The organism is Lentzea sp. NPDC004782, from assembly GCF_040609115.1.
Lineage (GTDB): Bacteria > Actinomycetota > Actinomycetes > Mycobacteriales > Pseudonocardiaceae > Lentzea.
Window position 1 is genome coordinate 52,678 of the sequence record NZ_JBEXJN010000010.1, and the last position, 16,723, is coordinate 69,400.

The 16,723-nt window shown below is 70.1% G+C and carries 13 protein-coding genes; 8 read left to right on the plus strand and 5 right to left on the minus strand.

Going from position 1 to position 16,723, the window contains the following annotated elements; all coding sequences use genetic code 11:
* The first annotated feature begins 23 nt into the window (after positions 1-23).
* The 4 genes from ABZV40_RS11950 to ABZV40_RS11965 are packed head-to-tail and all read left to right on the plus strand — an operon-like array spanning position 24 to position 3,410.
* On the plus strand, positions 24-479 hold the full coding sequence (locus ABZV40_RS11950; protein ID WP_355438863.1) for a YbaB/EbfC family nucleoid-associated protein: 456 nt from the start codon (positions 24-26) through the stop codon (positions 477-479).
* Entirely contained in the window at positions 476-1,912 is a 1,437-nt protein-coding gene (locus ABZV40_RS11955; RefSeq protein ID WP_355438864.1) for a hypothetical protein, read from the plus strand. Before ABZV40_RS11950 ends, ABZV40_RS11955 begins: the two co-directional genes overlap by 4 nt.
* Positions 1,912-2,358 (plus strand): hypothetical protein, encoded by a 447-nt coding sequence (locus ABZV40_RS11960; protein ID WP_355438866.1) that lies wholly within the window; start codon positions 1,912-1,914, stop codon positions 2,356-2,358. The genes ABZV40_RS11955 and ABZV40_RS11960 overlap by 1 nt, the downstream gene beginning before the upstream one ends.
* Positions 2,355-3,410, plus strand: a complete 1,056-nt coding sequence (locus ABZV40_RS11965; RefSeq protein WP_355438868.1) for a hypothetical protein — start codon at positions 2,355-2,357, stop codon at positions 3,408-3,410. Before ABZV40_RS11960 ends, ABZV40_RS11965 begins: the two co-directional genes overlap by 4 nt.
* Before the next feature lie 70 nt (positions 3,411-3,480).
* Here the strand turns inward: ABZV40_RS11965 and ABZV40_RS11970 are convergent, their stop codons facing one another.
* Together ABZV40_RS11970 and metH are read right to left on the minus strand one after the other, a co-directional pair.
* A complete protein-coding gene (locus ABZV40_RS11970) occupies positions 3,481-4,137 on the minus strand; it encodes an HAD family phosphatase (protein ID WP_355438870.1) in 657 nt (218 codons plus the stop codon).
* Positions 4,130-7,669 (minus strand): methionine synthase, encoded by a 3,540-nt coding sequence (gene metH / locus ABZV40_RS11975; protein WP_355438872.1) that lies wholly within the window; start codon positions 7,667-7,669, stop codon positions 4,130-4,132. The genes ABZV40_RS11970 and metH overlap by 8 nt, the downstream gene beginning before the upstream one ends.
* A gap of 48 nt (positions 7,670-7,717) precedes the next feature.
* On the opposite strand from metH, the gene ABZV40_RS11980 reads away from it, so the two are divergent.
* Entirely contained in the window at positions 7,718-8,617 is a 900-nt protein-coding gene (locus ABZV40_RS11980; RefSeq protein ID WP_355438874.1) for a PAC2 family protein, read from the plus strand.
* A gap of 374 nt (positions 8,618-8,991) precedes the next feature.
* A complete protein-coding gene (locus tag ABZV40_RS11985) occupies positions 8,992-10,152 on the plus strand; it encodes an MFS transporter (RefSeq protein WP_355438876.1) in 1,161 nt (386 codons plus the stop codon).
* Here the strand turns inward: ABZV40_RS11985 and ABZV40_RS11990 are convergent.
* Positions 10,082-11,665: an ABC transporter permease gene (locus ABZV40_RS11990; RefSeq protein ID WP_355438878.1), complete on the minus strand. Its 1,584-nt coding sequence runs from the start codon at positions 11,663-11,665 to the stop codon at positions 10,082-10,084. The two genes, ABZV40_RS11985 and ABZV40_RS11990, sit on opposite strands and share 71 nt — an antisense overlap.
* Entirely contained in the window at positions 11,662-12,549 is an 888-nt protein-coding gene (locus ABZV40_RS11995) for an ABC transporter ATP-binding protein (protein ID WP_355438880.1), read from the minus strand. The genes ABZV40_RS11990 and ABZV40_RS11995 overlap by 4 nt, the downstream gene beginning before the upstream one ends.
* Positions 12,550-12,632: 83 nt before the next feature.
* On the opposite strand from ABZV40_RS11995, the gene ABZV40_RS12000 reads away from it, so the two are divergent.
* Positions 12,633-13,130 (plus strand): MarR family transcriptional regulator, encoded by a 498-nt coding sequence (locus ABZV40_RS12000; protein ID WP_355438882.1) that lies wholly within the window; start codon positions 12,633-12,635, stop codon positions 13,128-13,130.
* 60 nt (positions 13,131-13,190) lie between these two features.
* Here the strand turns inward: ABZV40_RS12000 and ABZV40_RS12005 are convergent, their stop codons facing one another.
* On the minus strand, positions 13,191-14,291 hold the full coding sequence (locus tag ABZV40_RS12005; protein WP_355438884.1) for a S1 family peptidase: 1,101 nt from the start codon (positions 14,289-14,291) through the stop codon (positions 13,191-13,193).
* 407 nt (positions 14,292-14,698) lie between these two features.
* On the opposite strand from ABZV40_RS12005, the gene ABZV40_RS12010 reads away from it, so the two are divergent.
* Positions 14,699-16,495 (plus strand): S8 family serine peptidase, encoded by a 1,797-nt coding sequence (locus ABZV40_RS12010; RefSeq protein WP_355438886.1) that lies wholly within the window; start codon positions 14,699-14,701, stop codon positions 16,493-16,495.
* The last annotated feature ends 228 nt before the right edge of the window (positions 16,496-16,723 follow it).

The following is a 16,723-nucleotide window of genomic DNA, read 5'->3' on the forward strand; positions in this document are numbered from 1 at the left end:
GTCGGCGTTGGTACGTTCGGCGCATGCCTGACAGCGCTGAGTTGCTGGAACAGATGCGTCAGAAGCTCGAGTTCTTCGAGCAGGCCAACCGCGCGGCCGAGGCCCGTGCCGCCGGTTACGACGCGATGGGCGGCGAGCTGAGAGACGTCGAGGCCGCCGTCCAGTCCCCCGACCGCGCCGTCACCGTCGTCGCGGGCCTGTCCGGTTCCATCAAGGACATCCGGTTCACCGAGGACGCGCGGAAGCTCTCCCCGTCCCAGCTCTCCCAGTCCGTGATGTCGGCGCTGCAACAGGCCGTCGCGGCCGCCGCGCGCCAGCAGGCCGAGATCGTGCAGAGCCACACCGGCCTCCCGATCGCCGAGCGCGTGCAGAAGACCCAGCAGGAGATCTTCGGCCGGCCCGCCGACCCGCCCTCCCGGCCGCCGGTGGACGACGACGAGGACACCGGGAGCATCTACCGCAGGGATGACCGCTGGTGACCGGCTTCGTGGTGCACCCGGACGAACTGGCCCGGTGTGCCAAGGCGGTCGGCGCCCTCTCCGGCACTTCGACCAAGCTGAACGACGCGGCCACCACCGCGTCCGTCCCGGCGATCAGCTGGGGCGCGCTCGGGCACCTCCTCGGCCTGTACGAGCAGTACGACGGCCTCCTCGGCGACCTGCACGGCCACTTCGGCAAGATGACCGAGGGCTTCGGCAAGATCGACGCCGCCCTCACCGCCACCGCGCAGACCTACGCGGGACACGAGCAGACGACCACCGACGCGTTCGCCAAGACCCTCCAGTCCGGCCTCGACAGCGCCACCGCGCCGCCGATGGTCTCCGGCGGCAAAGCCACCTCGAACGCCGGTGCTGTCCTCGGCAGCTACACCGATCAGTACTCCGGCGGCAACGTCGGCAAGCAGGCCGCGAAGTCAGTTCCGTTCGGAGGCAGCAGCTACTCGCTCATGAAGGACAGCGCGAAGCTGTCCGACGATCTCAGCAAGGGCGACGGCGAGGCGATCGCCAAGGACGTCGTCAGCGTCATCTCCGACATGAACGACTTCATGCAGGAGGGCATGAAGCTCGCCGGCGCGATCGCCGACCCGCTGAACTTCCTGATCTCCAAGGGTCTCGGCTGGCTGCTCGACGTCGTCGCGCCCCTGAAGCAGGCTGTCGACCTGGTCACCGGCGACCCGGCGGCCACGAGCAAGGCGGCCGGGACGTTCAACGACATCGCCAAGCAGACCGAGGAGCTGGCGAAGACCTTCGACAACAAGCTCAGGGATGGCCTGCAGAGCTGGAAGTCCGAAGCAGGCGACAAGGCCGCGCAGAAGCTCGGCGGCTTCCACCACGGCATCGAGGGCACAGCGGCCACCGCGGGCCACGTCGCGTCGCTGCTGCAGGGCAGCTCGATGTTCATGCAGGTGGCCGAGGACATCGTCAAGGGGATCCTGAGCGACCTGATCGAGTGGCTCGTCGTCACCTGGATCGCGGCCCAACTGGCGGCCATCCCGACGTGCGGTGGCTCGGAGGTCGCCGCCGCGGGGGCGACCGGCGTCGAAGCGGGCGTCGCGACCGCCAAGGCCGGCGGTGAGGTGAACAAGGTGCGTTCGATCATCCAGAAGATCGTGGACGTGCTGAAGCGGATCGGTGCCGTGCTGAAGGAGTCGAAGGTCGGCAAGACCTTCATCGAGAATGCCGCGAAGAAGCCGAGCTCGTTCGGCAAGGCGCTGTCGGAAGCCGGGTACAAGGCCGGGGACAAGGCGCTCGGCCTCGACCAGAGCGGCCCGAAGGGCTCGGAGTACACCGACCCGGTAAAGATCGCGAACAAGGCCGCCGGATACGCGGATGGCATCTACAAGACCGTGGCGTACGACCAGCGCGGCGCGGATCAGGAAGCGGAGAAGACGGATCAGGAGCTCGACATCTGATGTTCGGAGGCAGGCGGGAGCGCACCGTGCAGACCTTCGGCGGACGCGCGTTCACCGTCTACTGGGAGATGCGCGGTGTCGGCCAGGAGACGCTCGCCGGGAGCCGGCAGATGGAGAGGTTCGTCTGGATCAGCACGCCCATCGGCCCCTGCCCTCCGCTGCGGGTCTCCGTCCGGGGCCGCAACCAGCTCGACGACCGCAACGACGGCGCGGTGGCGACCGGGGTGCCGTCGTTCGACGACAGGTTCCTGGTGTTCTGCGATGATCTGGCCTTCGTCCGGCGGATGACACCCGCGCTGACGGCCGCGCCCCGCGAGTCGACAGGGTTCCTCGAACTGCGTGACGGATGGATCACCGTGCACCGCACCGGCACGGAGCACGACGGCCCCGCCGCGAACTACCTCAACGCCCTGATCCCTTTGCTGCCACCGGAGCTACGCCGATGACCGACGCCCCGATCATCGTGCCGCTGTCCCCCGACGTGGCCGTGGTGATCGAGCAGGACCGCCTGCACTTCAGCCGGCTCGCGGGCGGCGCCGTCGTCGACTCGGCGGTGTTCGGACTGCCGCTCGCGGCGGTTCTGCTCGTGCAACCGGGTGAGCTTCGCAAGGAGCTGAAGTACAAGATCGAGCAGCGCAACGGCCTCACCACCAGGATCGTGCTGCGACCGGGTCCCGCGATCTGGATCCGGGCCGCCTACGACGTCCTCGTGCCCACCCGCGATCCCGTCGGTCTCGCCGCCGAGATCGAACGACGCCGCCGCAGGGTGGCCCGTCACGGCGGCTGGGCGGCGGCAGAGGTGTGGAAGATCAACCCGAAGCTGCGGGTCGCCGGTCCGCACGGCTTCGAGCCCGGTGGGGCGGAGTTCGCTCCCGCGCGTCCGGAGAAGGCCAAGTGGGAGGCGCTCGCGCCCGGCCCGGTCGGTGAGCCGTCGCCCGGCACGCCGCCGTCGGCGCCCGTCGTGCCCTCCTCGGTGCCGTATCCGGAGTCGCTGCCGGTGATCAGCGAGACGCTCGCGGGCGGGGTGCGGTTCTCGGTGTCGGTGCGCCGGACGTTCCTGGGGTACGAGCCGGTGGAGGCCGGGCTGGTCACCGAGACCCTGCCGGTGTCGTCGTTGCACGTGCCGCTGGCCGCCTGGCACGTGGTGCGGGCGGGCACGCTGCGCGGCGGGCTCGCGCCGATCCGCCGGTTCGCCGCGGACGGGCGGACCGAGATCAGGATGGATCTGTCGGACGGGCCCGCGTTGTGGCTGTGGGGCCCGTTGCGGGAGTGGGTGATCGCCACGCCGCGCGCCGAGGAGCTGGCGTCCGAGATCCGGTTGCGGCAGGCGGTGGGGATGGTGTTCCCGCTGTCGAGCGATCTCGGGGCCGAGCGGCGGACGTGGCTCGACCTGCCGACGACCAAGCCGGTGGACACGCCTGAGGGACGCGCCCTGCCACCGGTACCGGAGTGGGCGCCGGTGGCGCCGACGCTCGTGCCGCGCGAGTGCTGGGTCTGAAAATTGTCGGTGCGGCCTGGGACAATTGAAGCAGGGGACCCCCTGGAGGGGACCCCTGCGCGAGCTCGGGCTAGAGCGCCTTCAGCACGTCCAGGTCCACACCGACGAGCGAGTCGCGGAAGATCCGCCGCTCCCCCGCCCCCACCTCGACGTCGCACGGCACCACCAGCACGGTGCACCCGGCCGCGACCGCGGCCGCCACGCCCGTGGGCGAGTCCTCGATCGCCACGCACCGGGCCGGATCGACGCCCAGCAGCCGCGCCGCCTTCAGGTACGGCTCGGGCAGCGGCTTGTTCAGGCCGTCCACCTCGTCCCCGCACACCGTGACGTCGAAAAGATCTCGCCCGATCGTGTCCAGCGCGACCTCGGTCAGCGCACGCTCGGTCGACGTCACCAGCGCCATCGGCACGCCCGAAGAACGCACCGCGCGCAAGGCCTCGGCAGCTCCCGGACGCCACGGCAGACCGGCGCGGAACACCTCCTCCGTGCGGCGTGAGATCCACGCGGCGCCGTCGAGCAGATCGGCGTCTGTGGGGTCGATGCCGACGTCGGCGAACAGCAGGCGCATCGTGGTGGGCACGTTGGTGCCGACCATGCGTTCGCGGGTCTGAAGAGAAAGCGTCCCGCCGAGCTTCTCGGCGTACTCGTAGAGCGGGATGTCCCACAGCTTCTCGGAGTCGAGCAGCGTGCCGTCCATGTCCCACAGAACGGCGGAAAGGTCAGACATTGAAGTACTTCGCCTCCGGGTGGTGCGCCACGAAGGCGTCGGTGGACTGCTCGGGGTGCAGCTGGAGCTCCTCGGACAGCGTCACGCCGATGCGGGAGGGTTCCAGCAGGTCGACGATGCGCCTGCGGTCTTCCATCTCCGGGCAGGCGCCGTAGCCGAACGAGTAGCGCGCGCCGCGGTAGCCGAGCCGGAAGAACTCCTCGACGTCGGCGGGGTCTTCCGAGGCCACGGAAAGGCCCGACGGCCACACGAGCTCTTCGCGGACGCGCTTGTGCCAGTACTCGGCCAGCGACTCGGTGAGCTGGACGCCGAGGCCGTGGACCTCCAGGTACTCGCGGTAGGCGTTCTTGCCGAACAGCTCGTTGGCGTAGTCGGCGATCGGCCGGCCCATGGTCACGAGGTGGAACGCGATGACGTCGACCTCGCCGGACTCGCGCGGACGCCAGAAGTCCGCCAGGCACAGCCGGCGGTCGCGCTTCTGCCGCGGGAAGGTGAAGCGGAAGCGTTCGGGCGAGCCCACCGACGGCTCTTCCAGGATGATCAGGTCGTCGCCCTCCGACACGCACGGGAAGTAGCCGTAGACGACCGCCGCGTGGGCGAGAACTCCTTCGGTGGCAAGGCGTTCCATCCAGTAGCGCAGGCGCGGGCGGCCCTCGGTCTCGACCAGTTCCTCATAGGTCGGGCCGCCGCCGCGCGTGCCCTTGAGACCCCACTGGCCCATGAACGTCGCCCGCTCGTCCAGCAGAGCCGAGTAGTCGGCGACCGGGATGCCCTTCACGACCCGGCTGCCCCAGAACGGCGGTGCCGGGACCGGGTTGTCGGCGGCCACGTCCGAGCGGCCGGTGAACAGCTCCTCCGGCTCGGCGGCGGCCTTGCGGGCGGCGGCGATGCGCAGCGAACGTTCGCGGCGGGCCTTGCGTTCCGCGGCCTTCGCCTGCGCCTCGGGGTCGACGAGCGGTGCCTCGCCTCGCTTGGCCGCCATGATCGCGTCCATCAGGCGCAGGCCCTCGAACGCGTCACGCGCGTAGCGGACGTCGCCGAAGTACATCTCGGTCAGGTCGTTCTCGACGTACGCGCGGGTCAGCGCGGCGCCGCCCAGCAGCACCGGCCACCGCGCGGCGACACCCCGGGAGTTCATCTCCTCGAGGTTCTCCTTCATGATCACGGTCGACTTGACCAGCAGGCCGGACATGCCGATCGCGTCCGCGCGGTGCTCCTCCGCGGCTTCGAGGATCGCGTTGATCGGCTGCTTGATGCCGATGTTCACGACCTCGTAGCCGTTGTTGGACAGGATGATGTCGACGAGGTTCTTGCCGATGTCGTGGACGTCGCCTTTCACGGTGGCGAGCACGATGCGGCCCTTGCCGCCGTCCTCGGACCGTTCCATGTGCGGTTCGAGGTGGGCGACGGCCGACTTCATGACCTCGGCCGACTGCAGCACGAACGGCAGCTGCATCTGGCCGGAGCCGAACAGCTCGCCGACGGTCTTCATGCCCGCGAGCAGCGTGTCGTTGATGATCTGCAACGCCGGGCGCTGCTCCAGCGCGGCGTCCAGGTCCGCTTCGAGGCCGTTGCGCTCGCCGTCGACGATCCGGCGCTCCAGGCGTTCGAACAACGGCAGCGCGGCCAGTTCCTCGGCGCGCGAGGCGGAGCTGGACTTCGTGGTGACGCCCTCGAACAGCTCCATGAGCTTCTGCAGCGGGTCGTACCCCTCGCGGCGGCGGTCGTGGACCAGGTCCAGCGCCACCGCGCGCTGCTCGTCGGGGATGCGGGCCATCGGCACGATCTTGGACGCGTGCACGATCGCGGTGTCCAGACCGGCCTGCACGCACTCGTGCAGGAAGACCGAGTTGAGCACCTGCCGCGCGGCCGGGTTGAGTCCGAAGGAGACGTTGGAGACGCCCAGGGTGGTCTGCACCTCGGGGTAGCGGCGCTTGAGCTCGCGGATCGCCTCGATCGTCTCGACGGCGTCGCGGCGGACCTCCTCCTGGCCGGTGGAGATCGGGAACGTCAGGCAGTCGACGATGATGTCGGAGACCTTCATGCCCCAGTTCCGGGTGAGGTCCTCGATCAGCCGGACGGCGACGCGGACCTTCCACTCGGCGGTGCGGGCCTGGCCCTCCTCGTCGATGCACAGCGCCACGACCGCCGCGCCGTGCTCGGAGACGAGCCGCATGATCTTCTGGAAGCGGGAGTCGGGGCCGTCGCCGTCCTCGTAGTTCACCGAGTTGACCGCGCACCGGCCGCCGAGGCACTCCAGGCCTGCCTGCAGCACCGCGGGCTCGGTCGAGTCGAGCATGATCGGCAACGTCGACGCGGTGGCCAGCCGGGACGCGAGCGCGCGCATGTCCGCCTCGCCGTCGCGGCCCACGTAGTCGACGCAGAGGTCGATCAGGTGGGCGCCCTCGCGCGTCTGGTCGCGCGCGATCTCGATGCAGTCCTCCCACTTCTCGGCCAGCATCGCCTCGCGGAACGCCTTGGAGCCGTTGGCGTTCGTGCGCTCGCCGATCATCAGCACCGAAGCGTCCTGCTTGAACGGGACGGCCTGGTACAGGGAGGACACCCCCGGCTCCGGGCGCGGCCTGCGCGCGGACGGCCCGAGGTCCTTCACGGCCTCGGCGACCTGGCGCAGGTGCTCGGAGGTCGTGCCGCAGCAGCCGCCGACGAGCCGTGCGCCGAACTCGGTGACGAACCCCGCCAGCGCCTGGGCGAGCTCTTCGGGGCTCAGCGGGTAGACCGCGCCGTTGCGGCCCAGCTCGGGCAGGCCGGCGTTGGGCATCACCGACAACGGGACGCGCGCGTGCTTGGACAGCGTCCGCAGGTGCTCGCTCATCTCGGCGGGACCGGTGGCGCAGTTGAGGCCGATCAGGTCGATGCCCAGCGGTTCCAGCGCGGTCAGCGCGGCGCCGATCTCCGAGCCCAGCAGCATCGTGCCGGTCGTCTCCACGGTCACCTGGGCGATGATCGGCACGACCCGGCCCTCGGCCGCCATGGCGCGCTTGGCGCCGATGATCGACGCTTTGGTCTGCAGCAGGTCCTGCGAGGTCTCGACGATGATCGCGTCGACGCCGCCGACGAGCAGGCCCTTGCACTGCTCCTGGTAGGCGTCGCGCAACGTGGCGAACGGGGTGTGGCCCAGCGTCGGCAGCTTGGTGCCGGGACCGACGCTGCCCAGCACGAACCGCGGCTGCTCCTTCGTGCCGAACTCGTCCGCGACCTCGCGGGCCAGCGCGGCACCGCGCTCGGACAGGTGGAAGATCTGGTCAGGGATGTCGTACTCGGCGAGGTTGGCGAGGTTCGCGCCGAACGTGTTCGTCTCGACGGCGTCCACGCCCACCTCGAGATAACCGCGGTGCACGGCCTTCACGACGTCCGGGCGGGTGACGTTGAGGATCTCGTTGCAGCCCTCCAGACCGTTGAAGTCGTCGAGGGAGAGGTCAGCGGCCTGAAGCATGGTGCCCATGGCGCCGTCAGCGACGACAACCCGGTTCACCAGCGCTTCCAGCAACGGCGACGCTCCGCGATCACGCATGGGCCAAGCCTACGATGAGTTGACTGGAGGAGGCCGTAGTCTGGCGCCGTGAACGATCCGTCCCAGGACTCCCCGACCCCCTCGACCCCGCGCAAACCGCTCACGAGCCCGATCATGGTCTGCGCGTTCGAAGGCTGGAACGACGCGGGCGATGCCGCGAGCACCGCCGTCGAGCACCTGCAACTCACCTGGGACGCCACCCCGCTCGCCGAGATCGACCCGGACGACTACTACGACTTCCAGGTGACGCGACCCACAGTCCGCATGGTGGACGGCGTGACCCGGAGGGTCGACTGGCCGACGACGCGGCTCTCGGTGTGCCGGCCTCCCGGCTCCTCGGTCGACGTCATCCTCGTGCACGGCATCGAGCCGAACATGCGGTGGCGCAAGTTCGCCGCGGAACTGCTGGGGCACGTCGACGCCCTCGGGGTGACGACCGTGGTGACGCTGGGCGCGCTGCTCATGGACACGCCGCACACCCGTCCCGTGCCGGTCACCGGCACCGCCTACGACCCGGACGCCGCCGCGAAGTTCGGACTGGAGCACTCGAAGTACGAGGGCCCGACCGGCATCGTCGGCGTGTTCCAGGACGCGTGCGTGCAGGCGGGCGTTCCGGCGATCTCGTTCTGGGCCGCGGTGCCGCACTACGTGTCGCAGCCGCCCTCGCCCAAGGCCACGCTGGCCCTGCTGCACCGGGTGGAGGAGGTCCTCGACATCGAGGTCCCACTCGGCGCGCTGCCCGAGCAGGCCGAGGAGTGGGAGCGCACGGTCTCCGAGATGGCCGACGAGGACGAGGACGTGCGCAACTACGTGCGCGCGCTGGAGGAGCGCGGTGACGCGGCCATCCAGATCACCGAGGCGTCCGGGGACGACATCGCCGCGGAGTTCGAGCGGTACCTGCGCCGCCGCGGCCGCGGCCCGGGCTGGCCCTCAACGGGCCCCCGCTAGCCCGTTCCAAGGGAAACGCGGGGCCCCCGCGTTCCGACCGCACGCGGGGCGCTCACGTTTGCCAGGAGTGAACGAAAGCTCCCCGCGTGCACTTCGCGGTGGCGGTGCGCAGCGACTCGCAGCGACCGTGCGCGGCTGCTTGGGTGCGGCTCGCGGCGGCGGTGGATGGTGCACGCGGGGAGCTTTCGTTCACCAGGAGGACACGGAAGGGCCCCGCGTGCGCTTCGCCGCAGCTGGGCGACGCCGCCCGGCGGCGGGTTACGCGGGGAGCTTTCGTACTGCAGGAGAGGGCGAAGGGGCCCCGCGCCAGAAAAACTTAGCTGCACTAACCATTGCTGCCGCGTCACGGCTAGGGTGGGGCGGCGGAGGTGTCTGTGGGCCGTTTGGCACGCGCCGGGTTGTACGCCGGTGCCTTGATCGGGCCGTTCGGCGGCGCCATCACGACGTCGGTCCTGCCCGAGATCGGCAGGAGCTTCGGCCGGTCGCCGGGCGCGGCGGCGTCGACGCTGACGTTCTACCTCGTCCCGTTCGCCGTGCTGATGCTGGTGTCCGGGACGCTCGCGCAGCGCTGGGGCCCGCAGCGGACCGTCCGGATCGCCTACGTCGTCTACGCCGCGGCGTCCGCGCTGGCGGCGAGCTCGTGGACGTTCGAGGTGCTGCTGGCCTCGCGGGCGCTGCAGGGCGCGGCGAACAGCTTCACCACGCCGGTGCTGCTGGCCGTCATCGCCGCCTCCACCCCGAAGGAGGAACTGGGCCGCGCGCTGGGGCTGTTCGGGTCGATGCAGGCGGCCGGGCAGACGTCCGCGCCGCTGGTCGGCGGACTGACCGCCGAGGTCGACTGGCGGCTGGCGTTCGTGGTGATCTCCGTCGTCGCCGTCGGGCTCGCCGTCCTGGGTGTGCCGCAGACGGACGCCGAACCGGAGCGCGACGCGAGCCTCAGAAGTGCGTTCGTGCCGAGCACGCTGCGGCCCGCGGCGATCGCGTTCGTCGGCTGGGCGTGCCTGGGCGGGTTGTCGTTCCTCGTGGCGTTCCGGCTCGACGACGTGTTCGGGCTGGGCGCCGGGCAACGCGGGGTGCTGCTCACCGGGTTCGGCATCGTCGGGTTCCTGACCGCGCGGCAGGTCGGCAAGGCCATCGACAAGTTCGGCGCGATGACCACGGTCGTCGTCGGCGCGACGCTGGGCGGTGGGCTCATCGCGGCGATCGGCACGACGCCGTTCGCCGCGGTCGTGGTCATCGCGTGGGCGCTGACCGGCGCGGCGGCGCAGGGTGTGCTGGTGAGCGTCAACGCGCTGGTGCTGCAGAGCGAGAACGCCAACAGGGGTGGCAGCGTCAGTGTCGTGCAGTCACTGCGCTTCATGGGCGCCGCCGTGGCCCCGCTGGCGTTCGTCCCCCTCTACCAGTCGCATCCGCTGCTGGGGTTCCTCGTCCCGGCCGCGCTGCTGATCACCGTGCCGGCGGTCATCACGTGGTCAGGTCGCGGCGCCGGAACCCGGCGAACCCCGCAGCCAGAAGCACCACGGCCACCCCGCTGAGCCAGAGCAGCGGCCCGGCCACGATGTCCGGGTACTTCGGGACGTGGCTGAACGGCGAGACGTCGATGACCCACTGCGAGAGCTGCAGGGCCGGGCCGAGCAGCGTGATCACCAGCGACACCGACACCACGGCCCAGCTCACGCCCGTGAACTGCGGGAACAGCCCGAACAGCGCGAGCGCCACGCCCGCGACCACCCACGCGGCCGGGAGCTGCACGAGCGCGGCGCCGAGCAGCTTCGGCAGCACCCCGCCGACGTCGCCGGTCTGCAGGCCGTGCACCAGGCCGAGGCCGAGCCCCGCGAAGGCCAGCACGACCGCGCCGCCGACCAGGGCGAACGCCGCGTGCGAGGCGACCCAGCCCCAGCGCGAGACCGGGGTGGCGAGCAGCGGTTCGGCACGCAGCGAGGTCTCCTCGGAGCGCAGCCGCAGCACGGCCTGGACCAGGTAGATCGACGAGATCAGGCCCAGCAGCTGCGTGACGGTCGCGAAGAACGCGTCCACCATCGCGTCGGCGCCGCCGATCTGCTGCACGATCTGGCCGAGCGTCGGGTTGTCCTCGACCATCTTCCCGACCGCCTGCGCGACGCTGCCGTAGATCACGCCGACTCCGAACAGGGCCAGCGACCAGCCGATCAGCGAGCCCTTCTGCAGCCGCCACGCCAGGCCGAACGGGGTGCCGATCGTGCCGTGCGCCGGGCCGAGCCGCGTCGCGAGCAGGCCGAGTCCGACGTCGCGGCGCGTGACGACGTACGCGGACACGCCGACGAGCACGACGGCGGTGGCCAGCGAGATGCCGAGCACCCAGAACCGGTTGTCGGCGAACGACCGCACGTGCTCGGTCCAGCCGATGGGCGAGAGCCAGGTCAGCCACTGCGGGCCCGACTCCCCCGCCGCGTCACCGGCCGCGCGGAACAGGTAGATGACGCCGAGGAAGCCGCCCGCGATCGCGTTGGACACGCGTGAGTTCTCCGACAGCTGCGCGGTGAACGCGCTGACGCCGGTGAACACCAGCCCGACCGAGGCCGTGGACAGGCCGAACGCGAACGAACCGGCCGCGTCAAGCCCCTTGCCGATCAGCACCAGCGCCTGCAGCACGCCGATCAGCAGGCTCATGCCGCCCGCGACGATCACCGCGGCGGCGAGCGGTGCGTGCCGGCCGACGACCGTCGCGGCGACCAGCTCCGTGCGGCCTGCTTCTTCTTCGGCGCGCGTGTGCCTCGTGACGACCAGCAGAGCCATGATCGCGATGAACAGGCCGGCGAAGACGCCCCAGCGCCAGACGACCAGGCCGCCCAGCGACGACCAGTCGTGCAGCGGGCCGAGCATCGCGAGGAACGCGGAGTTGGCGTTCGCCGTCGCGCCGAGCAGCGCCCGCGACTGCTGCGTTCCGTACAGCTCTTCGAGAGCGGTCGTCGTCGACAGCGTCGTGAAGACCAGGAACAGGACCCAGACGGGCAGCAGGATCCGGTCTCGGCGCAACGCCAGCCGGACGAGATGCCAGGTGCCGATCATTTCGCGTCCTCGTAGTGCCGCAGGAAGAGCTCTTCGAGGGTCGGCGGCTGCGAGGTCAGGGTGCGCACGCCGGTCGAGACGAGCTGCTTGAGCACGAGGTCGAGCTTGTCCGAGTCGACCTCGAACTTGACCCGGTTGCCCTCGGCGACCAGGTCGTGCACGCCCGCGAGCGAGGTGAGGCCGTTGGGCGGGCCGGCCAGCTCCGCGGAGATCGACGTGCGGGTCAGGTGCCGCAGGTCGGCGAGCGTGCCGGTCTCGACGCAGTGGCCGTTGCGGATGATCGAGACACGATCGCAGAGGGCCTCGACCTCGGCCAGGATGTGGCTGGAGAGCAGCACGGTGCGGCCGCGCTCGCGTTCGTCGTTGATGCAGGACTGGAAGACGGCCTCCATCAACGGGTCGAGGCCGGAGGTCGGCTCGTCGAGGATCAGCAGCTCGACGTCCGACGACAGCGCGGCGACCAGCGCCACCTTCTGCCGGTTGCCCTTGGAGTAGGTGCGGCCCTTCTTGCGCGGGTCCAGTTCGAACCGCTCCAGGAGTTCCTCGCGGCGCTTGAAGTTCAAGCCGCCGCGGAGCCGTCCGAGCAGGTCGATGACCTCGCCACCGGTCAGGTTGGGCCAGAGGTTGACGTCGCCGGGGACGTAGGCGAGGCGGCGGTGGAGGGCTGCGGTGTCCTTCCACGGGTCGCCGCCGAGCAGCCGCGCGGTGCCGGAGTCGGCACGCAGCAGGCCGAGGAGGATCCGGATCGTCGTCGACTTGCCCGCCCCGTTCGGGCCGAGGAAGCCGTGCACCTCACCGGTCTGGACGTCCAGGTCGAGATCGTCCAGTGCACGCGTCGGGCCGAAGGTCTTCACCAGGCCCGACACGGATATCGCAGATGTCATGGCCGGTAAGCTACACTCATTTCACAACTTCGTGAAGGACGTAAATTTTGCCCGATCGGCTGACGGAAGGGGATGATGCCGCCGTGACCAGAGCTACGCAGCGTGACCAGCAGGCGGTGAGCCAGTTCGTCGAGCGCTTCGGCGGGATTCTCGCGGACACGGGCGTACCGCGCATGCCGGCGCGCATCCTCGCGGCGCTGATGTCGACGGACTCCGGGCGGCTCACTGCGGCCGAGATCGCCGAACTGCTGCAGATCTCACCGGCGGCGGTGTCGGGCGCGGTGCGTTACCTGACGACGGTCCAGATCGTGAGCCGCGAGAGAGAACCCGGATCACGCCGGGACGTCTACCGGATGCGGGACAACGTCTGGTACGAGGCGACGTTCCGCAAGGACCAGATGCTCGCGATGGTCGACGAGGTGCTCGGCGAGGGCGTCGAGGCGCTCGGGCCCGGCACCGATGCGGGGTCGCGGCTGGACGAGACGCGCGAGTTCTTCCGGTTCTGCCACAGCGAGCTCGGCTCGATGCTGGACCGGTGGCGGGTGCACCGCGAGAAGTGGCTCGCAGAGCGCGAAGCCTGAAGTCGATGAAGGGCTCCTTCATCCACGTGAGGTGGATGAAGGAGCCCTTCATCAGCAGTGTCAGCCCGTGATGAGCGTCAGGCCGTAGACCGAGAGGATCTCGTTGACCGGCTGGAAGTAGGTCGTGCCGCCGCTGGTGCAGTCGCCGGAGCCACCCGAGGTGACGCCCTGCGCCTGCGTGCCGCTGACCCACGAGCCGCCCGAGTCACCGGGCTCCGCGCACACGTTCGTGCGCGTCAGGCCGCTGACCGAACCCTCCTGGTAGTTGACCGTCTGGCTCTTGGCCTCGACCTCGCCGCAGTGCCAGCCCGTGGTCGAGCCGGAACGGCAGATCGACGCGCCGACCGCGGCCTCGGTGTGCCCGGAGACGACGACGTCAGCGCCGCCGTAGTGGTTCACCTTGGCCGTGGGCGTCCACGACGCGTTGGTCTTGACCCACGAGTAGTCGTTGCCCGGGAAGGACGACGCCTGGAACGTCCCCATCGCCGACCGGTCTACACCGGCCACCGTGTCCCCGGCCTCGCCGCAGTGCCCGGCGGAGACGAACCCGCCCTGCACCGCGAAGCCGATGGAGCACCGGCTGGCGCTGTTGATGTAGTAGGCGTCGCCGCCGCGGACGTCCTTGAGCAGACGAGGCGCCTCGTCGGTCTCCACGACCTTCGCGACCGCGCCCGCCTTCGCCGCGAACGCCTGCGCGGCAGAGGCCTGACCGCGCTTCACGGTGATCGTGACCGCGTTCGCCCGAGTGTCGACGAACCAGCCGGTGACCTCGGCCGGGGCCTTCTCGGCGTCCAGCTTGGACTTGGCCGAGTCGAGGTCGCTCGCCCGGTGGGCGACGGTGCGGGTCTCGGCGCCGAGCCTGCGCAGCCGGTCGGTCTTGGCGGCGTCGGTCACGCCCACGACGAGCTTGCCGGTGGACGCGTCGAACCACGCGCCGCCGAAGCTGTCGCCGGCGAAACCCTCCGCGACGCGCAGCAGGACCGCGGCCGCGCTTTCCTGACGCAGCCGTTCCGCGGCCTGCTGGGCGTCCAGACCCAGGTCGCGCTGCATCGCGGCGAGCAGGCCGGCCGACGGTTGCGGTGCGGCGACGGCGGCAGGGGAGGCCGTCGTCGCGAGAGCACCCGTCAGCACGGCGACAGCCGCGACAGCCATGCGCTTCATAGGCATTTCTCCTTGGTCGATCGTGTGCAGGGACCGGTGTAACGCCGGACCGGGCAACCGCGATGAGGAGATCGGCTGTGCTGCAACACAGCCCGCACGACACCGGAAGCAATGGCGTCCCCAGGCGGCGAACTGCCCGATCAGTTCGTTCCTCCGTCTGGGCGACGCTATGCCGTTCTGCCTACCGGACGGTAGGGCCGATGGAGGGTGGACCTCTCGGCGTTGGGGTTGATATAGGGAATCCAAATACGTTCCCCCGGCCTATTCCGTAACTCAGAGGAAACATTCGCTCCCACGCGAAGTGTCAAATCTGTCAACAGTTCGCGCAGATCGGCGTATCCCTCTGACCTGCGGTTTAGGTCTAGCGTGCAGATCACCCTGTTCCCTGCACGAGGGAGAACCCTGCAATGCGAAGAGTCTTGGGTACGGGACTCACCGCCGCCGCCGCCCTGTGTCTGGCCGCCGCCGTGGTGCCCGCCGCTTCAGCTCAAGAGAACGTGGGAACCATCCTCGGTGCCAACCGCGCCGAGGCCGTGAAGGACAGCTACATCGTCTCGCTCAAGGCCGGAACGGCGTCGAGGGCCGCCGCCCCGGAGCTGGCGAGCAAGTTCGGTGGTCAGCTGGGCTCGGTGTGGCAGCACGCGCTCAACGGCTTCTCGGTGAAGATGACTGAGAAGCAGGCGGCCAGGCTGGCCGCGGACCCGCGGGTCGCCACCGTGTCGCAGGACGCCCAGGTGCACCTGATGGACGTCCAGCAGAACCCGCCGTCGTGGGGCCTGGACCGCGTCGACCAGCGCGACCTGCCGCTGAGCAGCAGCTACCAGTACGACACCACGGCGTCGAACGTGACGGCGTACATCATCGACACCGGTGTGCGCACCACGCACACGACGTTCGGCGGTCGTGCGTCGTGGGGCACCAACACCTCCGGTGACGGCAACGACACCGACTGCAACGGCCACGGCACGCACGTCGCCGGCAACGTCGCGGGCTCGCAGTACGGCCTCGCGAAGGGCGCCAAGGTCGTCGCCGTCAAGGTGCTGAACTGCCAGGGTTCCGGCACCTACGCCGGTGTCATCAGCGGCATCGACTGGGTGACGGCGAACGCCGTGAAGCCCGCGGTCGCGAACATGTCGCTCGGCGGCGGCGCGGACGACACCGTGGACGCGGCCGTGCGCCGCTCCATCGCGTCCGGCGTCACCTACGCGATCGCGTCCGGCAACTCGAACACCGACGCGTGTTCGACCTCGCCGGCCCGCGTCGCCGAGGCGATCACGGTCAACGCGTCGACCATCAACGACGCGCGCGCCTCGTTCTCCAACTACGGCACCTGCACGGACATCTTCGCGCCCGGCGAGAACATCACGTCGTCGTGGAACACCAACGACACGGCGACCAACACGATCTCCGGCACCTCGATGGCCACCCCGCACGTCACGGGCGCCGCTGCCCTGTGGCTCGCCACGCACCCGTCCGACAGCCCGGCCGCCGTGTGGGCGGGCCTGAGCGCCGCCTCGACGCCGAACAAGATCACCAGCCCCGGCTCCGGCTCGCCGAACAAGCTGCTGTACACGCTCTTCGGCGGCGGCCAGCCCGGCAACCCGTCGGTGACGAACCCCGGCAGCCAGACCTCCACGGTCGGCACGCCGGTCTCGCTGCAGCTGTCCGCGTCGGGCGGCACGGCGCCGTACACCTGGTCCGTCTCCGGTCTCCCGGCCGGTCTGTCGGCGTCCGCCTCCGGCGCGATCTCCGGCACCCCGACCACGGCGGGCACCTCCTCGGTGACCGCCACGGTGACCGACTCGGCGGGCAAGACCGGTTCCGCGACCTTCTCGTGGACGGTCAACCCGGTCGGCAGCGGCTGTGACGCCAAGACCAACTCCACGCCGGTCGCCATCCCCGACCTGTCCACGGTCACCAGCACCATCGTGATCTCGGGCTGCTCGGGCAACGCGTCCGCCACCTCGACCATCAAGGTCGACATCACCCACACCTACAAGGGCGACCTCGTGGTCGACCTGGTCGCGCCCGACGGCACGGTCTACAACCTGCACAACCGGACCGGCGGCTCGGCCGACGACATCAAGGAGACCTACACCCGCGACCTGTCGAGCAAGGCCGCGAACGGCACCTGGACGCTGCGCGTGCGTGACGCGGCGTTGCTGGACACCGGCACGTTGAACAGCTGGACGCTCGACGTCTGAGCTGCTCGGTAGACGAAACCGCCCCCGGTGCTTCCGCCTCGGGGGCGGTTTCCTCATATTCTTCACGTCTGGTCGACGGGCGCCGCTTCAAACCACCGATACACCCGGCGGTTCGTACCGACCTAAACGATTGAGCGGTGGGTTTTAGTGGCCGTCAAAGACACCCAGGGGTGGTATGGGCGCCGCAAAAACCACAACCGCGCGCGCGGGGGGAAAAAAAAAAAGGGA